Source organism: Achromobacter anxifer, assembly GCF_903652925.1.
Taxonomy (GTDB): domain Bacteria; phylum Pseudomonadota; class Gammaproteobacteria; order Burkholderiales; family Burkholderiaceae_B; genus Achromobacter; species Achromobacter anxifer.
The window spans coordinates 159,758-177,766 of sequence record NZ_CAHLAR010000008.1 but is presented as its reverse complement, the minus strand read 5'-3'; the positions used below and the strand labels follow the sequence as shown (position 1 = coordinate 177,766).

14 protein-coding genes are annotated in these 18,009 nt (G+C 65.0%); all 14 read left to right on the top strand.

The window, feature by feature from the left end:
• Nucleotides 1–20 precede the first annotated feature (20 nt).
• The 14 genes from HWY37_RS24095 to HWY37_RS24030 all read left to right on the top strand — a co-directional run bounded on the left by HWY37_RS24095 (nucleotide 21) and on the right by HWY37_RS24030 (nucleotide 17,985).
• Nucleotides 21–719, top strand: a complete 699-nt coding sequence (locus HWY37_RS24095) for a flagellar hook capping FlgD N-terminal domain-containing protein (protein ID WP_175208397.1) — start codon at nucleotides 21–23, stop codon at nucleotides 717–719.
• 71 nt (nucleotides 720–790) lie between these two features.
• Nucleotides 791–2,260 (top strand): flagellar hook-basal body complex protein, encoded by a 1,470-nt coding sequence (locus HWY37_RS24090; RefSeq protein ID WP_175208396.1) that lies wholly within the window; start codon nucleotides 791–793, stop codon nucleotides 2,258–2,260.
• 36 nt (nucleotides 2,261–2,296) lie between these two features.
• Nucleotides 2,297–3,061 carry a flagellar basal body rod protein FlgF gene (locus HWY37_RS24085; RefSeq protein WP_175208395.1) on the top strand — a complete coding sequence of 255 codons (765 nt, stop codon included), beginning with the start codon at nucleotides 2,297–2,299 and terminating at the stop codon, nucleotides 3,059–3,061.
• Nucleotides 3,062–3,126: 65 nt separating this feature from the next.
• A complete protein-coding gene (flgG, locus tag HWY37_RS24080; RefSeq protein ID WP_176090015.1) occupies nucleotides 3,127–3,912 on the top strand; it encodes a flagellar basal-body rod protein FlgG in 786 nt (261 codons plus the stop codon).
• Entirely contained in the window at nucleotides 3,912–4,601 is a 690-nt protein-coding gene (locus HWY37_RS24075; RefSeq protein WP_175208393.1) for a flagellar basal body L-ring protein FlgH, read from the top strand. The genes flgG and HWY37_RS24075 overlap by 1 nt, the downstream gene beginning before the upstream one ends.
• 2 nt (nucleotides 4,602–4,603) lie before the next feature.
• A complete protein-coding gene (locus tag HWY37_RS24070; RefSeq protein ID WP_175208392.1) occupies nucleotides 4,604–5,740 on the top strand; it encodes a flagellar basal body P-ring protein FlgI in 1,137 nt (378 codons plus the stop codon).
• A gap of 5 nt (nucleotides 5,741–5,745) precedes the next feature.
• Nucleotides 5,746–6,723: a flagellar assembly peptidoglycan hydrolase FlgJ gene (gene flgJ, locus HWY37_RS24065; protein ID WP_175208391.1), complete on the top strand. Its 978-nt coding sequence runs from the start codon at nucleotides 5,746–5,748 to the stop codon at nucleotides 6,721–6,723.
• 73 nt (nucleotides 6,724–6,796) lie between these two features.
• Entirely contained in the window at nucleotides 6,797–8,464 is a 1,668-nt protein-coding gene (flgK, locus tag HWY37_RS24060; protein ID WP_175208390.1) for a flagellar hook-associated protein FlgK, read from the top strand.
• A 47-nt stretch (nucleotides 8,465–8,511) separates the two neighbouring features.
• Nucleotides 8,512–9,765 carry a flagellar hook-associated protein FlgL gene (flgL, locus tag HWY37_RS24055; RefSeq protein WP_176090014.1) on the top strand — a complete coding sequence of 418 codons (1,254 nt, stop codon included), beginning with the start codon at nucleotides 8,512–8,514 and terminating at the stop codon, nucleotides 9,763–9,765.
• Between the two features lie 141 nt (nucleotides 9,766–9,906).
• The gene (locus HWY37_RS24050) at nucleotides 9,907–11,793 is read left to right on the top strand and encodes a methyl-accepting chemotaxis protein (protein WP_176090013.1); all 1,887 of its coding nucleotides are present in this window, start codon (nucleotides 9,907–9,909) and stop codon (nucleotides 11,791–11,793) included.
• Nucleotides 11,794–11,890: 97 nt separating this feature from the next.
• The gene (locus HWY37_RS24045; protein WP_176090012.1) at nucleotides 11,891–13,741 is read left to right on the top strand and encodes a methyl-accepting chemotaxis protein; all 1,851 of its coding nucleotides are present in this window, start codon (nucleotides 11,891–11,893) and stop codon (nucleotides 13,739–13,741) included.
• A 29-nt stretch (nucleotides 13,742–13,770) separates the two neighbouring features.
• Nucleotides 13,771–14,238 (top strand): hypothetical protein, encoded by a 468-nt coding sequence (locus HWY37_RS24040; RefSeq protein ID WP_175211864.1) that lies wholly within the window; start codon nucleotides 13,771–13,773, stop codon nucleotides 14,236–14,238.
• Between the two features lie 139 nt (nucleotides 14,239–14,377).
• Nucleotides 14,378–16,108, top strand: a complete 1,731-nt coding sequence (locus HWY37_RS24035; protein WP_176090011.1) for a methyl-accepting chemotaxis protein — start codon at nucleotides 14,378–14,380, stop codon at nucleotides 16,106–16,108.
• 281 nt (nucleotides 16,109–16,389) lie between these two features.
• Nucleotides 16,390–17,985, top strand: coding sequence for a methyl-accepting chemotaxis protein (locus HWY37_RS24030; protein WP_175208388.1), 1,596 nt, complete (start codon nucleotides 16,390–16,392; stop codon nucleotides 17,983–17,985).
• The last annotated feature ends 24 nt before the right edge of the window (nucleotides 17,986–18,009 follow it).

The window sequence follows — 18,009 nt, the reverse complement described above, 5'->3', positions numbered from 1 at the left end:
TTTCCGGAACCAGTGAACCCATGACCACCATCGACCAATCGACCAGCAAGACCGGCCTGGGCCTTGCGCAAACCGGCGCCAACGGCAGCAGCACGGCGCAGGGTCTGCAGGACCAGTTCCTGAAGCTGCTGGTCACGCAGCTGCAGAACCAGGACCCCCTGAATCCGATGCAGAACGCCGAGCTGACGTCCCAGCTGGCTCAGATCTCCACGGTGGAAGGCATCACCAACCTGAAGAACACGATGCTCGCTATCAGCGGGCAGATCGACGTGTCCCAGTCGATGAATGCCGTGTCCATGATCGGCAAGGGCGTGCTGATTCCCGGCTCCAAGATCAAGCTGGGCGTGGACGCGGATAATCCCGCCGCGCGCGTGGTCACTCCTTACGGTCTGGATTTGCAGGGCGACGCGCAGAAGGTGCAGATCCGCATTTCGGACGCCAACGGCGCGGTCGTGCGCACGATCGAAACGCAGGATCAGAAGACCGGCGTGTACACGCTGGACTGGGACGGCAAGAACGACAACGGCGTGCCGCTGGAGGCGGGCGCCTATACCGTTTCTGTGCTGGCCACGGACGCCGATGGCAAGAAGGTGAACGCGGAAGTGCTGAGCTACGGCAAGGTCAAGAGCGTGGCGTATTCCACCAACGGCCTGAGGCTGGATCTGGGCCTGGACGGCCAGACTAGCATGCTGGACGTGCGCAAGGTAATCGGCGCCTGAAGCGGGCGCATTGAATCGGTGCCGGCGCGGGCGCGGCGGCTTCCCCTAGTTAAAGATTAGCGAGAACAAACATGGGTTTCGGACAAGGATTGAGCGGCTTGAACGCCGCGGCGCAGAACCTGGACGTCATCGGCAACAACATCGCCAACTCCGGCACCGTCGGCTTCAAGTCGGCGACCGCGTCGTTTGCCGACGTCTACGCCAGCTCGCGGGTCGGCCTGGGCGTCAAGGTCGCGGCGATCAACCAGCGCTTCACCGTCGGTACGGTGAACGGCGGCGGCGGTGAATATGACATCGCGATCGACGGCGCCAAGGGCATGTTCCGCGTCACCGACCAGAGCGGCGCCGTGATGTACACCCGCAACGGCGAATTCCTGGTCGACAAGAACAACTTCATTGTCAATGCCCAAGGCTATCGCCTGACGGGCTACCCGCCCGGCTCGGTCGGCGCGAACCCGGTGGAACTGCAACTGCCCACGGCCAACGTGGCGCCCCAGGCGACGTCCACTGGCACCACCGTGGCCAACCTGGATGCCAACGCGAAGATCGTGTACCCGGTCGATACCGTGACCGCGCCGGCCCAGCCCGGGTCCGTGTCGCTGGGCGGCACCGCATACACGTTCACCAAGGCTGCTGGCGGCGCGCTGACCTGGACGCCCGGCAATCCTCCCCCCGCCACCTATGGCACGGCGCCCAATACCGTGACCATCGACGGTACGGGCCAGGTGTCCGCCGGCGCACTGAACAACATTCCGGGCTTCGTCGACTACACCGCCGCCGTCGTCGAACTGGGCAAGCCCTTCGATCCCAAGCTGAGCACGACCTATACCAACGCGTCGCCCATGACGGTGTTCGACTCGCTGGGCAATTCGCACCAGGTCATGCAGTACTTCGTGAAGCGTCCGGCCGATGCCGCGGGCAACAGCGTCTACGACGTGTACTACACGATGGACGGCGAGGCCATGGCGCCGACCACCAATGCGGGCAATGTCTGGGGCAATCCCCAGCAGTTCACGTTCAACAAGGCTGGCGTGATGACCAGCGCGCCCGTGGTGAATTTGTCCTTCGCCACGCCGGGCGGCGGGACCACCCCGGCCGATCCGATCAACATCGCGATGAACTACGCCGGCACCACCCAGTACGGCAGCGCCTACAAGCTGGTGGCCAAGCCCAACGGCTATGCCTCCGGCGAGTTCAGCGGCATCAACATCGGTGGCGACGGCAGCCTGGTGGCCAGCTACACCAACGGCCAGACGCAGGTCGTGGGCACCATCGTGCTGGCCGACTTCTCCAACCTGCAGGGCCTGCAGCCCGTGGGCAACAACGCCTGGACCGAAACCGCCGCCTCCGGCCAACCCATCCTGGGCCAGCCTGGCAGCAACGGCTTGTCCAAGGTCGTGGGCCAGGCGACCGAGTCGTCCAACGTCGACATGAGCAAGGAGCTGGTGAACATGATCATCGCTCAGCGCACCTACCAGGCCAACTCGCAGACCATCAAGACCCAGGACGAAATCATGCAAGTCCTGATGAACCTGAAGTAAGGCCGGCAGGCAGCGACGACACCGACGGAATAGGCAATGGACCGTATCATCTACACCGCCATGAATGGCGCGGCGCGTATCACCGAGCATCAGGCCGCGCTTTCCAACAACATGGCCAACGTGAACACGACGGGTTTTCGCGAGCAGATCGCGCTGTACCGGTCGGTTCCCGTCACGGACGGGGTGAGCCTGCCCACGCGCGTTTCGACGGTGGCGTCCACGCCGCGCAACAGCTTCCAGATGGGCAATATGCAGACCACGGGCCGGGACCTGGACGTGGCGCTGTCCAGCGAGCGCGGCTGGCTGGCCGTGCAGACGCCGCAGGGCGAGGCCTATACGCGCGCCGGCAGTCTGCAGGTGGGAATCAACGGCCTGCTGCAGACCTCGCTGGGCCAGCCGGTGCTGTCAGACCAGGGCGGTCCCATCGACGTGCCCGACCAGGCCGCGCTGACGATTACCTCGGATGGCACCATCACGGCCATCGGCGCGGGCGACGCGCCGAACAACATCCTGAACCTGGGCCGCCTCAAGCTGGCCAGCCCGCCGAACGAGCAGCTGGTGCACGGCGATGACGGCGTGTTCCGTCTGGCGCCGGTCAATGGCCAGCCTGCGCCTCCGGCGCCCGCCGACCCCAGCCTGCGGCTGCTGTCGGGCGTGCTCGAAGGCAGCAACACCAATCCGATGGCGGCAATGGTGGGCATGATCGCGAACGCGCGCCGCTTCGAGCAGCAGATGCAGGTGATCCAGCAGTCGGACCGCAACGCCGAGCGCGCCAACGGCATCCTGTCGGTAAGCGCCTGATACGGCAACTGAATTAAAAACAATTTCCGCGCGCGGCCGGGCCGCGGCACCAGGAGTACTTCATCATGATGCGTTCGCTGTGGATCGCCAAGACGGGCCTGGAAGGTCAGCAGACCTCCATGGACGTGATTTCGAACAACTTGGCCAACGTCTCCACCAATGGTTTCAAGCGCGGCCGCGCCGTGTTCCAGGACCTGATGTACCAGACGCTACGCCAGCCCGGGGCCCAGGTCGGCGACGCCACCCAGCTGCCTTCGGGCTTGCAGCTCGGCACCGGCGCGCGCGTGGCCGCGACCGAGCGCATCCACACCACTGGCAACCTGAACAACACCGGCGGCGAAATGGACATCGCCATCAACGGCCGCGGTTTCCTGCAGGTCGAATTGCCGGATGGCACCCAGGCGTACACCCGCGACGGCGCTCTGCAACGCGACCAGAACGGCCAGTTGACGACCGTCAGCGGCTACGTGATCCAGCCGCCCATGAACATCCCCGACAACGCGCTGACGATCTCCATCGGCAAGGACGGCATCGTGTCGGTGACGCAGCCTGGCGCCGCTGGCATCAATGTGCAGGTCGGCCAGTTGCAGATCGCCACGTTCATCAATCCCACCGGGCTGCAAAGCGTCGGCGAAAACCTGTACCTGGAAACCGACGCCTCCGGCCCGGCCAACCTGCTGCAGCCGGGCGTCGACGGGGCGGGTTCGATCATGCAGAACTACGTCGAAACGTCCAACGTTAACGTCGCTGAGGAACTGGTCAACATGATCACCACGCAGCGCGCGTACGAAATGAACAGCAAGGCCGTCAAGACGTCGGACGAAATGCTGGCCCGCCTGACCCAACTGTGATGTCCATGTCTGTCCTGCGTCTGGTATCGAGCGCGGCACTGGCTTTGCTGGTGGCCGGTTGCGCCATGATTCCGCCCGAGCCCATCGTGACCGGGCCGACGACGGCCGCGCCGCCGCCTCAGCCCACGCCCATGGCGCAGCCCACGGGCTCCATCTACCAGCCGACGACCTACGGCAACTATCCCCTGTTCGAGGACCGCCGTCCGCGCAACGTGGGGGATATCGTCACCATCGTCCTGAACGAAAAGACGAACGCCTCGAAGAACGTCGCCACGAACACAAATCGCAGCGGCAACACCACTCTCGGCATCGCCGCGGCGCCGTCCTTCATGGACAGCTGGGCCAACGCCAACCTGAACACGGAAGCCAAGGGCGGCAACGTGTCGCAGGGCAAGGGCGACAGCACCGCGAACAACGCCTTCACCGGCACCATCACCACGACGGTGGTGGGCGTGATGTCGAACGGCAACCTGCAGGTCGCCGGCGAAAAGCAGATCGCCATCAACCGGGGCAGCGAATTCGTGCGCTTCTCCGGCGTGGTGGATCCGCGTTCCATCACCGGCACCAACACCGTGTCGTCCACGCAAGTGGCCGACGCGCGCATCGAATACCGCAGCAAGGGAGTCATGGACGAAGTCCAGACCATGGGCTGGCTGCAACGCTTCTTCCTGATCGCTTCGCCGTTCTGAACATGAAACAACCGAATCCGATATCCGCCTTGCTGTCCTTGTTGGCGCGCGTCTGCGTTTCGGTCGGACTGGCGGCCGGCGCCGGCGCGGCCCATGCCGAGCGCCTCAAGGACCTGGCCTCGATCCAGGGCGTGCGCGGCAACCAGCTGATCGGCTACGGCCTGGTGGTGGGCCTGGACGGCAGCGGCGACCAGGTGCGCCAGACGCCGTTCACGCAGCAAAGCCTGACCAATATGCTGTCGCAGCTGGGCATCACCGTGCCCGCCGGCAGCAACATGCAGCTGAAGAACGTGGCGGCGGTCATGGTCACGACCACGCTGCCGGCCTTCGCCCGCCCGGGACAGACGCTGGACGTGGTGGTGTCCTCCATGGGCAACGCCAAGAGCCTGCGCGGCGGCACCTTGCTGATGACCCCGCTGAAGGGCGCCGACAGCCAGGTGTACGCCATCGCCCAGGGCAACATCCTGGTGGGCGGAGCCGGCGCGTCCGCCGGCGGTTCCAGCGTGCAGATCAACCAGCTGAACGGCGGCCGCATCAGCGCGGGCGCCATCGTCGAACGCGGCGTGCCCACCACGTTCTCGCGCGACGGCTACATCTATCTGGAACTGAACAACACGGATTTCGGCACGGCGCAGAACGTGGTCGCCGCACTGAACCGCAAGTTCGGCCAGGGCACCGCCACGGCGCTGGACGGCAGGGTGGTGCAGGTGCGCACGCCCATGGAGCAGGCCTCGCAGGCCCGCTTCCTGTCGCAGGTCGAGGACCTGCAGGTGGCGCGCGCGCCCACGGTCGCCAAGGTCATCATCAATGCCCGCACCGGTTCGGTCGTGATGAATCGCACCGTCATGATCGAAGAGGCCGCGGTGGCCCACGGCAACCTGTCGGTCATCATCAACCGCCAGAACCAGGTCTCGCAGCCGGACACGCCCTTCACGGAAGGGCAGACGGTGGTGGTGCCGAACACGCAGATCGAGGTGCGCCAGGACAACGGCTCCCTGCAGCGCGTGAGCACCAGCGCCAATCTGGCTGACGTGGTCAAGGGCTTGAATGCCCTGGGCGCCACGCCGCAGGACCTGCTGGCGATCCTGCAGGCCATGAAGTCCGCGGGCGCCCTGCGCGCCGAACTGGAAATCATCTGACGGCCATGGCTTACACCAATGATGCGGCGCGCGGCGCAGGCCGCCAGGATTCGGTCTTCGACATGGGGCGCCTGTCGGACCTGAAGCGCGACGTCAAGAAGGACCCGGAAGGCACCGAGCAGCAGAAGCAGGTGGCCAAGCAGTTCGAGGCCCTGTTCCTGCAAATGATGGTCAAGCGCATGCGCGAGGCCACGCCCAAGGAAGGGCTGTTTGATTCCCAGCAGACGCAGATGCTGCAGTCCATGGCGGACGAGCAGTTGGCGCTGCACCTGGCGTCGCCCGGCATCGGTCTGTCCGGTGCCATCCTGGCGCAGATGCAGCAAGGCAAGCCGGGCGAGCTGGGCGCGGATGCGATCAAGCGCCTGGGTGAGGGCGGCGATCTCGATTTCCGTTCGGCCGGTTCGCGGGAAGTCTCGGCGCTGCTGAACGTGATGCGCAACAACAGCGCTCAGAACCGTGCGCTGGCCGCCGCCGAGGGTGCGCCCGAGCATGTGGTTTCCTTCGTCTCCAAGATGTCGCGCGCGGCCAATCTGGCATCGCAGCAAAGCGGCGTGCCTGCGCGCCTGATCATGGGCCAGGCGGCGCTCGAATCCGGTTGGGGCAAGCGCGAGATCAAGCATCAGGACGGCAGCACCAGCTACAACCTGTTCGGCATCAAGGCCGGCGCCAGCTGGAAGGGCAAGGTCGTCAACGTGCTCACCACCGAATATGAGGACGGCGTGGCGAAAAAGGTGACGCAACCTTTCCGCGCCTATGCGTCCTATGAGGAATCGTTCGCGGATTACGCGCGCCTGATCGGCAACAGCCCGCGCTACGAAGGCGTGACGCAGGCGCGCAATGAAATCGAAGCGGCGCGCCGGATCCAGGACGCGGGTTATGCGACGGATCCGCAGTACGCGCAGAAGCTGATCGGGGTGATGAGCCAATTGCGCGGCGCGGCATCCAAGGTGGAAATTTCCCGCCAGATGTTGGATGGACTCTAAATTCGGATCATCTCCTGCCGTTAACGGAGTATCCAGGTATATCGGTTGCGCTTAAATACGGGGCGTTGTCAGCATGAACATGTATAAATTGGCGCTGGGCGGGCTGAACGCCGCTCAGGCAGGCTTGGCCACCACCAGCCACAATATCAACAATGCCACCACGGTCGGTTACAACCGCCAGCGCGTCATGGTTTCGACGGCCGGCGCGCAGGCCACCAGCAACGGCTACATCGGCCGCGGCGTCCAGGTCGACACCGTCGTGCGCAGCTACGACAGCTTCCTGTACAAGCAGCTGGTTGGCGCCCAGGGCAGCGGCGCCCAGCTGCAGACGCAGTTTGACCAGGTTTCGGCGATCAACAACCTGTTCGCCGACCGCACGGTGGGCATCGCTCCCGGCCTGACCAACTTCTTCACCAGCATGAACGCCGTGGCGAGCAAGCCCGCGGACCCCGCGGCGCGCCAGGACCTGCTGGGCAAGGCCAATAGCCTGGCCACCCAGATCCGTTCGGCCTACACGGAAATGCAGAATCAGCGCATCGGCCTGAACACGCAGATCACGACGACGGTGGAGCAGGTCAACAGCTACCTGTCTCGCATCGACGACCTGAACCAGCAGATCTCGCTGGCCACGGGCAAGGCGGGCGGCAGCCCCCCGAACGATCTCCTGGACCAGCGCGACCAGGCGGTGATGGAACTGAATAAGTTGGTGGGCATCACCACCTACGAACAAGGCGACAAGATCAATATCTCGCTGGCCAATGGCGGCCAGGCGCTGCTGTCGGGCAATACCATTTACCCGTTGCAGGCGGTGGCTTCGTCCAAGGACGCGGGCCGTACCGCCATCGCCTACACCTTGCCGGCAGGCGCCGGCAAGACGGTTGCGGTGGAACTGAACGACGCGGAAGTGACCGGCGGTTCGCTGGGCGGCCTGCTGCAGTTCCGGGCTACCTCGCTGGACGTCATGCAAAGCCAGCTGGGCCAGATGGCCGTCGGCCTGGCGCTGTCCTTCAACGAGCAGCACAAACAGGGCCTGGACCAGAACGGCAACCCGGGCACCGACTTTTTCGGTATCGGTTCGCCGCAAGGCGTGCCCAATGCGCAGAACAAGAGCAACGCGACGCTGACTGGCGAGTTCACAAATCTGAACAACATCAACGCCAAGGAATACGAGATCTCGTTCGATGGCACGAACTACCGCGTGCTGCGCATGCCGGAAGGTTCGCAGGTCTACAACGGTCCGTCTACGGGTACGCCGGGCACGCTCGATCTCGAGAGCGAAATGGGCGTGAAGCTGACCATCAGCGCGCCGCCCCAGGCGGGCGACAAGTGGTCGCTGGCGCCCACCCGCGATGCGGCGCGCGACCTTACCGTGCTGATCAGCGATCCGTACAAGATCGCCGCGGCCGATGCGGCCGGCGGCGACGCCAACGGCAAGAACGCGCTGAAGCTGGCGCAGCTGCAGAACTCCAAGGTGCTGGGCAACGGCACGATGAGCGTGAACGACATGTTCGGCCAGGTCGTGAACACCGTCGGCGTCCAGACGCAACAGCTCAAGTCCGCCGCCACCGCCCAGGCCAACCTGATCACGCAGAAGACCGCGGCGCAGCAAGCCGTGTCGGGCGTCAACCTGAACGAAGAATACGTCAGCCTGTCGTTGTACCAGGAGCAATACCAGGCCAGCGCCCGCATCATCGATGTGGCCAGCACCATGTTCGACACGCTGCTGGGTCTGCGCGGCTGATCGGATCGTTGAATCGTGACCAATAAAGATAATTTCGGAGCTTCACCATGCGCCTGAGCACCTCGATGATGTACGCGAACGGCCTGAAGGGCGTTCTCTCTCAGGAATCCGACATGAACCGCCTGGTTGAGCAGGTCGGTAGCGGGCGCAAGAACCTGAGCCCTGCGGATGATCCCCTGGCGGCCGCGCAGGCCATCAGCGTGGCGCAGACGCAGAGCATGAACAACACCTACGGCTTGAATCGCCAGACGGCCAACACGAATCTGGGCCAGGAAAGCAATACCCTGACCGCGGTGACGAATGCCTTGCAGGAAGCGCGGACGCGTATCCTCCAGGCAGGCGGCGTGCTCTCCGATAGCGACCGCCAGACCTTGTCGACTGCGCTCAAGAGCACGCGGGATGCCCTGCTGGGTCTGGCCAATACGACGGACGGCAATGGCCAGTACCTGTTCTCGGGCAACGATGGCAGTGTGGTGCCCTATTCCAAGAACGCGGCAGGTCAGATCGTCTATAGCGGTTCGGTTGGTGAACGGACGATTCAGGTGGATCAGAGCCGACAGCTCTCGACCAGCGATCTGGGCAAGGATATCTTTGGCCGCGCCAACCCGGGGTCGCAGACGTTTGTTACCTCCGCAGCCAGCACCAACACCGGTACGGCCGAATTCACCGCGGCCTCGGTGACGCCAGGTACGGCCAACGCGGGCAAGAAGTTCGCGGTGCAGTTCGAAACCGATGCGGTCACCGGAGCCGTCGGTTATCGGGTCACGACGACCAATCCCGACGGTTCCAGCGCGACCGTGCCTGCAGCCGGCTCGCCCGCGAAGGCCTACGCCGACGGTGCAACCATCGATCTGGGCAGCGGCGTATCGATGTCGGTCAAGGGCGCCCCGAAGGCCGGCGACGTGATCAACGTCGACAGCGTCCAGTCCGCAGGCATGAACATGGACGTGTTCGCCACCCTCAACGATGTCATCGCCGCCCTGGATGCGCCCAGCGCCGGCGATCCGGTCGCAACCGCCAGGCTGAACAACGTCTTGGCCACGACCAACAGGAAGCTGGCGAACACCTACGACAACGTGCTTACGGTGCAAGCGTCGGTGGGTGCCCGGATGAACGAACTGGAAGCGCTGGACGCCACCGGCACGCAGAAGGGCTTGTCGTACTCCAAGTCCCTGTCGGATCTGGAAGAGCTGGACTATTACCAGGGCGCCAGCCAACTGGCCCTGCGCCAGGTTGCGTTGCAAGCGGCGTCGGCGGCATTCATGACCATCCAGGGATCAAGCCTGTTCAGCCGCAAGTAGTAATGCTGTAGGTCCAAAAACGCGCCATTGCGTGCGGAAGGTTGCGCCGTTGCGGACGCTACTGGCCAGGGGCCGGGGCGTCCGTGCGTGCGTGCAGGGTAGGAAATAGTCGTTTCACATCGTTTAACGCTTGGATAGTCCATGCTTGTCAACTTGAAAGTCCGCACCTGTCTAGTTCTGGTGTTGCTGCTCTTCACGGGCGCCATGTTCATATCCAATGGCGTTTCCTGGGTCGGGCTGAATTCCAGTAATACCAAGCTGGAGCAGGTCAATGATGCCTACTCCACGCAAGCCACGCTGTTGAACAAGGCTTACACGCTGTTCCTGCGCGGCCGTTTGCTGCTGGCGACCTCCCTGATGGATCTGCAACAGGGCAAGACCGAACAGGCCGTTTCGCAGACCAAGCGCGCGGAAGGGCTGATGCAAGAGGGCGCCAAGGCGCTGGACGAGTACCGCAAGGCGCCCCGCCTGGAAGGCGCCGAGGCGCTGAACCAGAAGCTGGAAAGCGCCTACAAGCAGTTCGACGACGTGGTCAAGCGGCAGGTTGCCGCCCTGTCCTCGATGGCGGTGCAAGAATACCTGGACCTGAACGATGCGGGCAGCGCCGCGAACTCGGTGTTGCGCGAGGCGGTGGGTGGCGTGCTGGACTTTGTCGATACCAGCACCGACGAATTGGTGGCCCAGGCTGCCGTGGCGCATGGGATTTCGCGCACGGTCACGATCGTGATGCTGGCGATTGCGCTGGTTCTGGCCCTGGGCTGCTGGATCTTCATCAGCCGGACCGTGCTGCGGCCGCTGCGCGATGCCGGGGACCATTTCGAGAAGATCGCTGCGGGTGATTTCACCGGCCGTATCGAGGTGCGCAGCACCAATGAGATCGGTCAGCTGTTTGCCTCGGTCAAGCGCATGCAGGAGAGCCTGACGCGCACCGTGGCGTCGGTGCGCCGCGGCGTGGACGAGATCAACGTCGGTTCGCGCGAGATCTCGGCAGGCAATACGGACCTGTCCAGCCGCACCGAGCAGCAGGCGGCCTCGCTGGAGGAAACCGCGGCCTCGATGGAGCAGCTGGCTTCGACCGTGAAGCAGAATGCGGACAACGCGCGCCAGGCCAACCAGTTGGCGGCCAGCGCCTCGGACGTGGCCGAGCGCGGTGGTTCGGCGGTGTCGGAAGTGGTCAACACGATGCAGGAGATCTCGGCCAGCTCGCGCAAGATCTCCGAGATCGTGTCGGTGATCGACGGCATCGCGTTCCAAACCAACATCCTGGCGCTGAATGCGGCCGTGGAAGCGGCGCGCGCAGGCGAGCAGGGCAAGGGCTTTGCGGTCGTGGCGGGTGAAGTGCGCTCTTTGGCGCAGCGCAGCGCCCAGGCGGCCAAGGAAATCAAGGGCCTGATCGAGGACTCGGTCACCAAGGTCGGCGCGGGCTCGCAGCAAGTGGAGCGCGCCGGCTCGACGATGCAGGAAATCGTGGCTTCGGTGAAGCGCGTGACGGACATCATGGGCGAGATCTCGGCGGCGTCCGAGGAGCAGTCCAGCGGCATCGACCAGGTGAACCGCGCGGTGTCGCAGATGGACGAAGTCACGCAGCAGAACGCGGCGCTGGTCGAAGAGGCGGCGGCCGCCGCAGGTTCGCTGCAGGAACAGGCGCAGCGCCTGGCCGAGGCCGTGGCCGTGTTCAAGATCAATGCGGGCGAAGTGATCGAGGTGCCCGCCCAGCAGCTGGCGGCGCAACGCAGCGCTCCGCGCATGCCGGCGCCGGCGGCACCCGCCAATGCATCGGCCAGGACAGCTGCCAAGGCTGCGGCTGAACCGGCCCAGGCGCAAGCGCCTGAAGCCTCGCCGAAGGCCGCACCCGCGCCGCGTTTGACGCAAGTCGCCCGGCCCAAGCCGGCGGCCGACTCTGCCACGACGGTCCGTCCGCTGCGTCGTCCGGCCAGCCGCCCGGCGAGTGCCGCGCAAGCCGCGCCTGCGGCAGCGCCGGCCAGTCGCCGGCCGCCACCGTCGGACGACGATTGGGAGTCTTTCTGACGGAGCGATCCGGCAGCGCAGCACATGCAGTAAAGCTACCCCCCTTTACGTCCTGGCGGCAACGATGCCGCCAGGACGATTACCGGAATACACGGAAATGTTTAGCAATCTGAAGGTGCGCACGGGCCTGATGCTCGCTCAGTTGGCCGTGGCTCTGGCCGCGCTTGTGGCCATCGTCCTCGGCTGGAACAGCATGCGGTCCAATTCCGAGGCGATCAACGCCCTGGATACGCTGAGCGTGCAGCAGGCCAATCTGATCAAGGATGCTTACACGCAAATGCTGCGCGCCACCATACGCGCCGACATTGCCGCCGCGCAACGCGCCACCGGCGACGCCAGCGGCGCGAGCGAGAACACGCGCACGGTGCAGCAACTGGTAGCCGATGCCAAGAAGAAGATGGAAACCTTCAAGGGCATTCCGAAGACCACCGCGATCGGCAAAAGCGCGGAGGGGGATCTGATCTCTTCGTTCAACGGCTTTGCCGACGCGCTGCAAGCCATGATGTCGGCATTGGACAAGGGCGATTCGGCGGCCTACCTGGATCTGAAGAACACCCGTGCAGGCGCCGCGAGCGGAGCCTTTTCCAAGCAATTGAGCGACTTCGCGAAGGAAATTACCTCCTACAGTGAAGAGATGGTGGCGTCCTCGCGCTCGCAGGCGGCCACGATGGCCATTGTGTACATCGTGCTGGCCGTGGTGATCGTCGCGGTGTGGCTGGGCGCCTTCCTGTTCATGAATCGTGTGGTCCTGCGCCCGTTGCGCGCGGTCAGCGACAGTTTCGATAAGATCGCCGGCGGCGACCTGACCGTCCGAGTGGATGTGACCTCCACCAACGAGATAGGCATGCTGATGGCGGCGGTCAAGCGCATGCAGGACAGCCTGACCCGCACGGTGTCGGCGGTGCGTCGCGGCGTGGACGAGATCAACGTCGGTTCGCGCGAGATTTCGGCGGGCAATACGGACCTGTCCAGCCGTACGGAAGAACAGGCGGCCTCGTTGGAAGAAACCGCGGCGTCGATGGAACAGCTGGCCTCGACCGTGAAGCAGAACGCCGACAACGCGCGCCAGGCCAACCAGTTGGCGGCCAGCGCTTCGGACGTGGCCGAACGCGGCGGTTCGGCGGTGTCGGAAGTGGTCAGCACCATGCAGGAGATTTCCGCCAGTTCGCGCAAGATCTCGGAAATCGTGTCTGTAATCGACGGCATCGCGTTCCAGACCAACATTCTGGCGTTGAACGCGGCCGTGGAAGCGGCGCGGGCGGGCGAGCAGGGCAAGGGCTTTGCAGTGGTGGCGGGCGAAGTGCGTTCGCTGGCACAGCGCAGCGCCCAGGCGGCCAAGGAAATCAAGGGCCTGATCGAGGACTCGGTGAGCAAGGTCGGCGCGGGTTCGCAGCAGGTGGAGCGCGCGGGCGCGACGATGCAGGAAATCGTGGCCTCGGTGAAGCGCGTGACGGACATCATGGGCGAGATCTCGGCTGCGTCCGAAGAGCAATCCGGCGGCATCGACCAGGTGAACCGCGCGGTGTCGCAGATGGACGAAGTCACGCAGCAGAACGCGGCGCTGGTGGAAGAGGCGGCCGCAGCCGCGGGCTCGCTGCAAGAACAGGCGGAACGCCTGGCCGAGGCGGTGGCCGTGTTCAAGATCCATGTGGGCGAAGTGATCGAAGTTCCCGCGCATCAGCTGGCCGGCCAGCGTCCCGCGCCGCGTATGGCCGCTCCGGCGGCGCCGGTGCAGGCAGCGCCCGCGCCCGCCGCGGAAGCCAAGGTCGTGCCGGCGGTGCGCCTGACGCACTCCACGCGCGCCAAGCCGGCCGCGGCCGAGGGCGCGACGGCGGCGCGTCCGTTGCGCCGTCCGACGCTGCGTCCGACCGCCGCGCCGGAAGCGAAACCCGCCGCGCCTGCAAGCCGCCGGTCCGCGCCTGCGGATGACGATTGGGAATCTTTCTGACACCGGCCTGGCCGGTAAATGGGTAGGGTATGCGAGGCTATATACATCTTCTGGCGGCGGCCGCGTTTGCGGTGTTTCTGGCCGGCTGCGCCGCGACGGGCCACAATTTCGACCCGGACAAGCTGTCGACCCTGACCCCCGGGCAAACGACGCTGGAAGAGGCTTCGCGGGCGCTCACCGCCCCTCCCGACAAGATCTACAAGCAGACCGACGGCACGTTCCTCGCGCTCTGGGCATTCAAGATCACTTTCGTCGCTGACGGCTTGTACAGCCGCAAGGAAGCGCTGTTGCAGTTTGGCCCGGACGGCCGGCTGCTGCGCCTCGTCGACAGCACCAATATCCTGCTGGAACCCTGGGAACGCCAGAAGCTGCTGGGACCGGCGCCTATGCCTGACATGCGTCAGGATCTGGCGCCGCCCGTTGCGGAACCCGAGGTGCAGACCATCTACATACCGGGCCCGGGTGAACCGACCGGCTTGCAGCCGCGGGGCAAATAGCGCCCTGTAGTCCAGCGGGAAACGGCGCGGCGCAGGCCGCGCCGTACGTCGCCCTGAGTACATGCCTCGTGTAACAAGGCATGTCCATAGGGTGGTTTTTCATTTGGTCAGAGTAGTTCCTGAGGCATGGGGAAATAATATGGAAGCGAGTCTCGAATCCGGCGGGAAAGCCGGCAAGGCAGGCAAGAAGAAGGCCGCGCGCGCGCCCAAGGTGAAGCGCAAGCTGCGGTTGCGGGACGCCCGCGTCGGCACCATGTTGCTGTGGGTCATGGCGTTTTTCGCGGTACTGATCGCGGCGGTGGGCGGCCTGGCCGCGTATTTCCTGCAGAGCAACTATGAGTCGATCAGCGAAGTCAGCGCCTTGACCGAGCGTTCCAAGCAGGTTGAGGTGATCAACAGCGACATGCTGCGCGCGCGCGTCGCGCTGATGGTTGCCGCCCGCCACCTGCAGGAATCGGGTTGGGGCAGCGGTGAAAACTCGGCTCGCGATGCCGCAGCGGCGCTGAAAGGCGCGACGGATCTGCTGACGGGTGTGCGCAGCCGCTTCGCCGATTTCCAGAAGAACATGCTGCAGGACGATACTGGCCGCCAGCTGTCGATGAACCTGGTGCGCCGTTATCGCTCCTATATCGACGATGGCGTGGATACCATGGTCGAGGCCCTGCGCAGCGAAGACTATTCGACCTTCTACATGGTGAACAACGAGTACGGCACGCCGCGCAGCGCCGCGTTCATCGAGGCGATCAACGAATTCGGCAAGTACATCAACGATCAGCAGCAGAGCACGATCGATGAGGCCGCTGCCAATTTCAAGCTCGCCATGGTGGCAGTGGGCGTTGCAGTCGGCCTGGCCGTGCTGCTGATGATCCTGGCGCGCCTGGTGTTCGGCCGCCTGGTGGTGCGTCCCCTGGTGGAAGCCGGGCAGCATTTCGACAGGATTGCGGCAGGCGACCTCACCAGCCGCGTGGAAGTGCGTTCGCACAATGAGATAGGCCAGCTGTTCGCCGCCTTGAAGCGCATGCAGGAAAGCCTGACACGCACGGTGTCGACGGTGCGCCGCGGCGTGGACGAGATCACGGTGGGCTCGCGCGAGATTTCGGCGGGCAACACGGACCTGTCCAGCCGCACGGAAGAGCAGGCGGCCTCGCTGGAAGAAACCGCGGCCTCGATGGAAGAGTTGGCCTCGACCGTGAAGCAGAACGCGGACAACGCGCGCCAGGCCAATCAGCTGGCGGCCAGCGCCTCGGACGTGGCCGAGCGCGGAGGTTCGGCGGTGTCGGAAGTGGTCAGCACGATGCAGGGCATTTCTGCCAGCTCGCGCAAGATTTCCGAGATCGTGTCGGTGATCGACGGCATTGCATTCCAGACCAACATCCTGGCGCTGAATGCGGCCGTGGAAGCGGCGCGCGCGGGCGAGCAGGGCAAGGGCTTTGCGGTCGTGGCGGGTGAAGTGCGCTCGCTGGCGCAACGCAGCGCCCAGGCGGCCAAGGAGATCAAGGGCCTGATCGAGGACTCGGTGACCAAGGTCGGCGCGGGTTCGCAGCAGGTGGAGCGCGCGGGCGCGACGATGCAGGAAATCGTCGCTTCGGTGAAGCGCGTGACGGACATCATGGGCGAGATCTCGGCGGCGTCCGAGGAGCAATCCAGCGGCATCGACCAGGTGAACCGCGCGGTGTCGCAGATGGACGAAGTCACGCAGCAGAACGCGGCGTTGGTCGAAGAGGCGGCGGCCGCCGCAGGTTCGCTGCAGGAACAGGCGCAGCGCCTGGCCGAGGCGGTGGCCGTGTTCAAGATCAATGCGGGCGAAGTAATCGAAGTGCCCGCGCACCAGTTGTCTGGCTACGCCGCGCCGACTCTGACGCAGGCTTGACGTTACTGGCCCGAAAGGCCAGGAGCAGGACCGCGGCCGCGGTCCATCCGCCTTGCGGGCGCAGGCGCGCAAAATTCATGCGCACGTTAAGTTTTCGAAAATCTGACCGTTAATTGCAATAACGCCTGAAAAGGGCGGTGAACAGTGTTCGAAGGCGTTTGGACTTCCTGGAAGCTCAGCCTGACGAACCCGGGCGGGGGAGCGCGTCTATGCGGGGCGTCAGATCCGGTTTGCTCGCCGTTGTTCATTCGCTGCCCGACCGATGTACCCGGAGACAAGCTGTGCGCGTCAACCTACCCGTCCATAACGTGGAAACCAAGCTGCGCGAAGATCAGTATCTGATCTCGCGTACCGATACGAAGGGCCGGATCGTCTATGCGAATCCGGCCTTTGTCGAAGTCAGCGGCTTCTCCCGCGAAGAACTCATCGGCAAGGCGCATAACATCGTGCGCCACCCCGACATGCCTCCGGAAGCCTACGAGGACCTGTGGGAGACGCTGCAGGCCGGCGAATCCTGGCTGGGTCTGGTGAAGAACCGGCGCAAGGATGGCGGCTTCTATTGGGTGCTGGCCAATGCCACGCCCATCGTCGAGAACGGCGAAGTCGTGGCGTACTCCTCGGTGCGGGTGCGCCCGTCCGAAGAGCAGATCGAAATGGCCGAGGCGCTCTACGCTCGCATCCGCGAGGGCAGGGCCCGGGGCGTGCGCATCCTACGCGGCCGTCCGGTGCGCGCCGGCTGGCGCCGTGGCCTGGACGCGCTGACGTTTCCCTTCAAGCGCACCGTGCGCAGCCGCATGTTGCGCCAGGCGCTGCTGTCGTCCGGGATCATGGCTGGCGCGGGGATCTATGGCTTGCGTGCCAACTGGGACGAACTGAGCACGCTGGGCGCGAGCCTGGGCTGCGCGGCGATCGCCTTGGGCATCATCGCCATCTTCGGTTCGGGCTGGCGCCTGTCGCGTTCACTGCTGGATCCCATGGTCGACGCCGCCAACATGGCGCGCCAGGTTGCGGCCGGAAATCTGACCACGCAGATCGTGGCGGATTCCGATGACGAGATCGGCAGCCTGAAATTCTCGTTGGAGGTCATGCGCAAGAGCCTGATAGGCATTGCGCAGGACGTGTATCGCGGCATCGAAGGCACGACCCATGCTGCGGCCCACATCGCGCGCGGCAACCAGGAGCTGGCTGGCCGCACGGAGGGCCAGGCCGCGTCCCTGCAGCAGACCGCCGCCAGCATGGAACAGCTGACGTCCACCGTGCGGCAGAATGCGGACAACGCGCACCAAGCCAATCAGCTGGCCGCCAGCAGCATGGACGTGGCGCGCCGCGGCGGCGTCGCGGTGGGGCAGGTAGTCAGCACCATGCACGGCATTTCCGACAGCTCGCGCAAGATTGCCGACATCGTCAGCATCATCGAAGGCATCGCGTTCCAGACCAACATCCTGGCGTTGAACGCGGCGGTGGAAGCGGCTCGCGCCGGGGAATCCGGCAAGGGCTTCGCAGTGGTGGCGGGCGAGGTCCGCAGCCTGGCCCAGAAGAGCGCCCAGGCGGCCAAGGAGATCAAGGGCTTGATCGAGGATTCCGTCGAGCGCGTGACGGAAGGCTCGCTGCAGGCCGAGCAGGCCGGCGCGACGATGCAAGACATCGTGGCCGCCGTGCACCGCGTGACCGACATCATCGGCGAGATCTCGCAGGCCTCGCAGGAGCAATCCAGCGGCATCGAGCAGGTGGACACGGCCGTGTCGCAGATGGATGTGATGACGGTGCAGAACACCGCGCTGGTCCAGGACCTGGGCGGCGCCGTCGTGCAGCTGGGCAGCCAGTCCAGCGCGCTGCGCGACACGATCCGCGTGTTCCGCCTGACCGGACAGCAGTAAGACCCGGCAATCCCAAGCCTGGCG

Excerpts from the sequence above, each read along its gene's own strand:
- HWY37_RS24070 (WP_175208392.1), top strand. The coding sequence starts at position 4,604 with ATGAAACAACCGAATCCGATATCCGCCTTGCTGTCCTTGTTGGCGCGC.
- HWY37_RS24035 (WP_176090011.1), top strand. The coding sequence starts at position 14,378 with ATGGAAGCGAGTCTCGAATCCGGCGGGAAAGCCGGCAAGGCAGGCAAG.
- flgK (WP_175208390.1), top strand. The coding sequence starts at position 6,797 with ATGAACATGTATAAATTGGCGCTGGGCGGGCTGAACGCCGCTCAGGCA.
- HWY37_RS24085 (WP_175208395.1), top strand. The coding sequence starts at position 2,297 with ATGGACCGTATCATCTACACCGCCATGAATGGCGCGGCGCGTATCACC.
- flgJ (WP_175208391.1), top strand. The coding sequence starts at position 5,746 with ATGGCTTACACCAATGATGCGGCGCGCGGCGCAGGCCGCCAGGATTCG.
- HWY37_RS24040 (WP_175211864.1), top strand. The coding sequence starts at position 13,771 with ATGCGAGGCTATATACATCTTCTGGCGGCGGCCGCGTTTGCGGTGTTT.
- HWY37_RS24050 (WP_176090013.1), top strand. The coding sequence starts at position 9,907 with ATGCTTGTCAACTTGAAAGTCCGCACCTGTCTAGTTCTGGTGTTGCTG.
- flgG (WP_176090015.1), top strand. The coding sequence starts at position 3,127 with ATGATGCGTTCGCTGTGGATCGCCAAGACGGGCCTGGAAGGTCAGCAG.
- HWY37_RS24090 (WP_175208396.1), top strand. The coding sequence starts at position 791 with ATGGGTTTCGGACAAGGATTGAGCGGCTTGAACGCCGCGGCGCAGAAC.
- flgL (WP_176090014.1), top strand. The coding sequence starts at position 8,512 with ATGCGCCTGAGCACCTCGATGATGTACGCGAACGGCCTGAAGGGCGTT.
- HWY37_RS24075 (WP_175208393.1), top strand. The coding sequence starts at position 3,912 with ATGTCCATGTCTGTCCTGCGTCTGGTATCGAGCGCGGCACTGGCTTTG.
- HWY37_RS24045 (WP_176090012.1), top strand. The coding sequence starts at position 11,891 with ATGTTTAGCAATCTGAAGGTGCGCACGGGCCTGATGCTCGCTCAGTTG.
- HWY37_RS24095 (WP_175208397.1), top strand. The coding sequence starts at position 21 with ATGACCACCATCGACCAATCGACCAGCAAGACCGGCCTGGGCCTTGCG.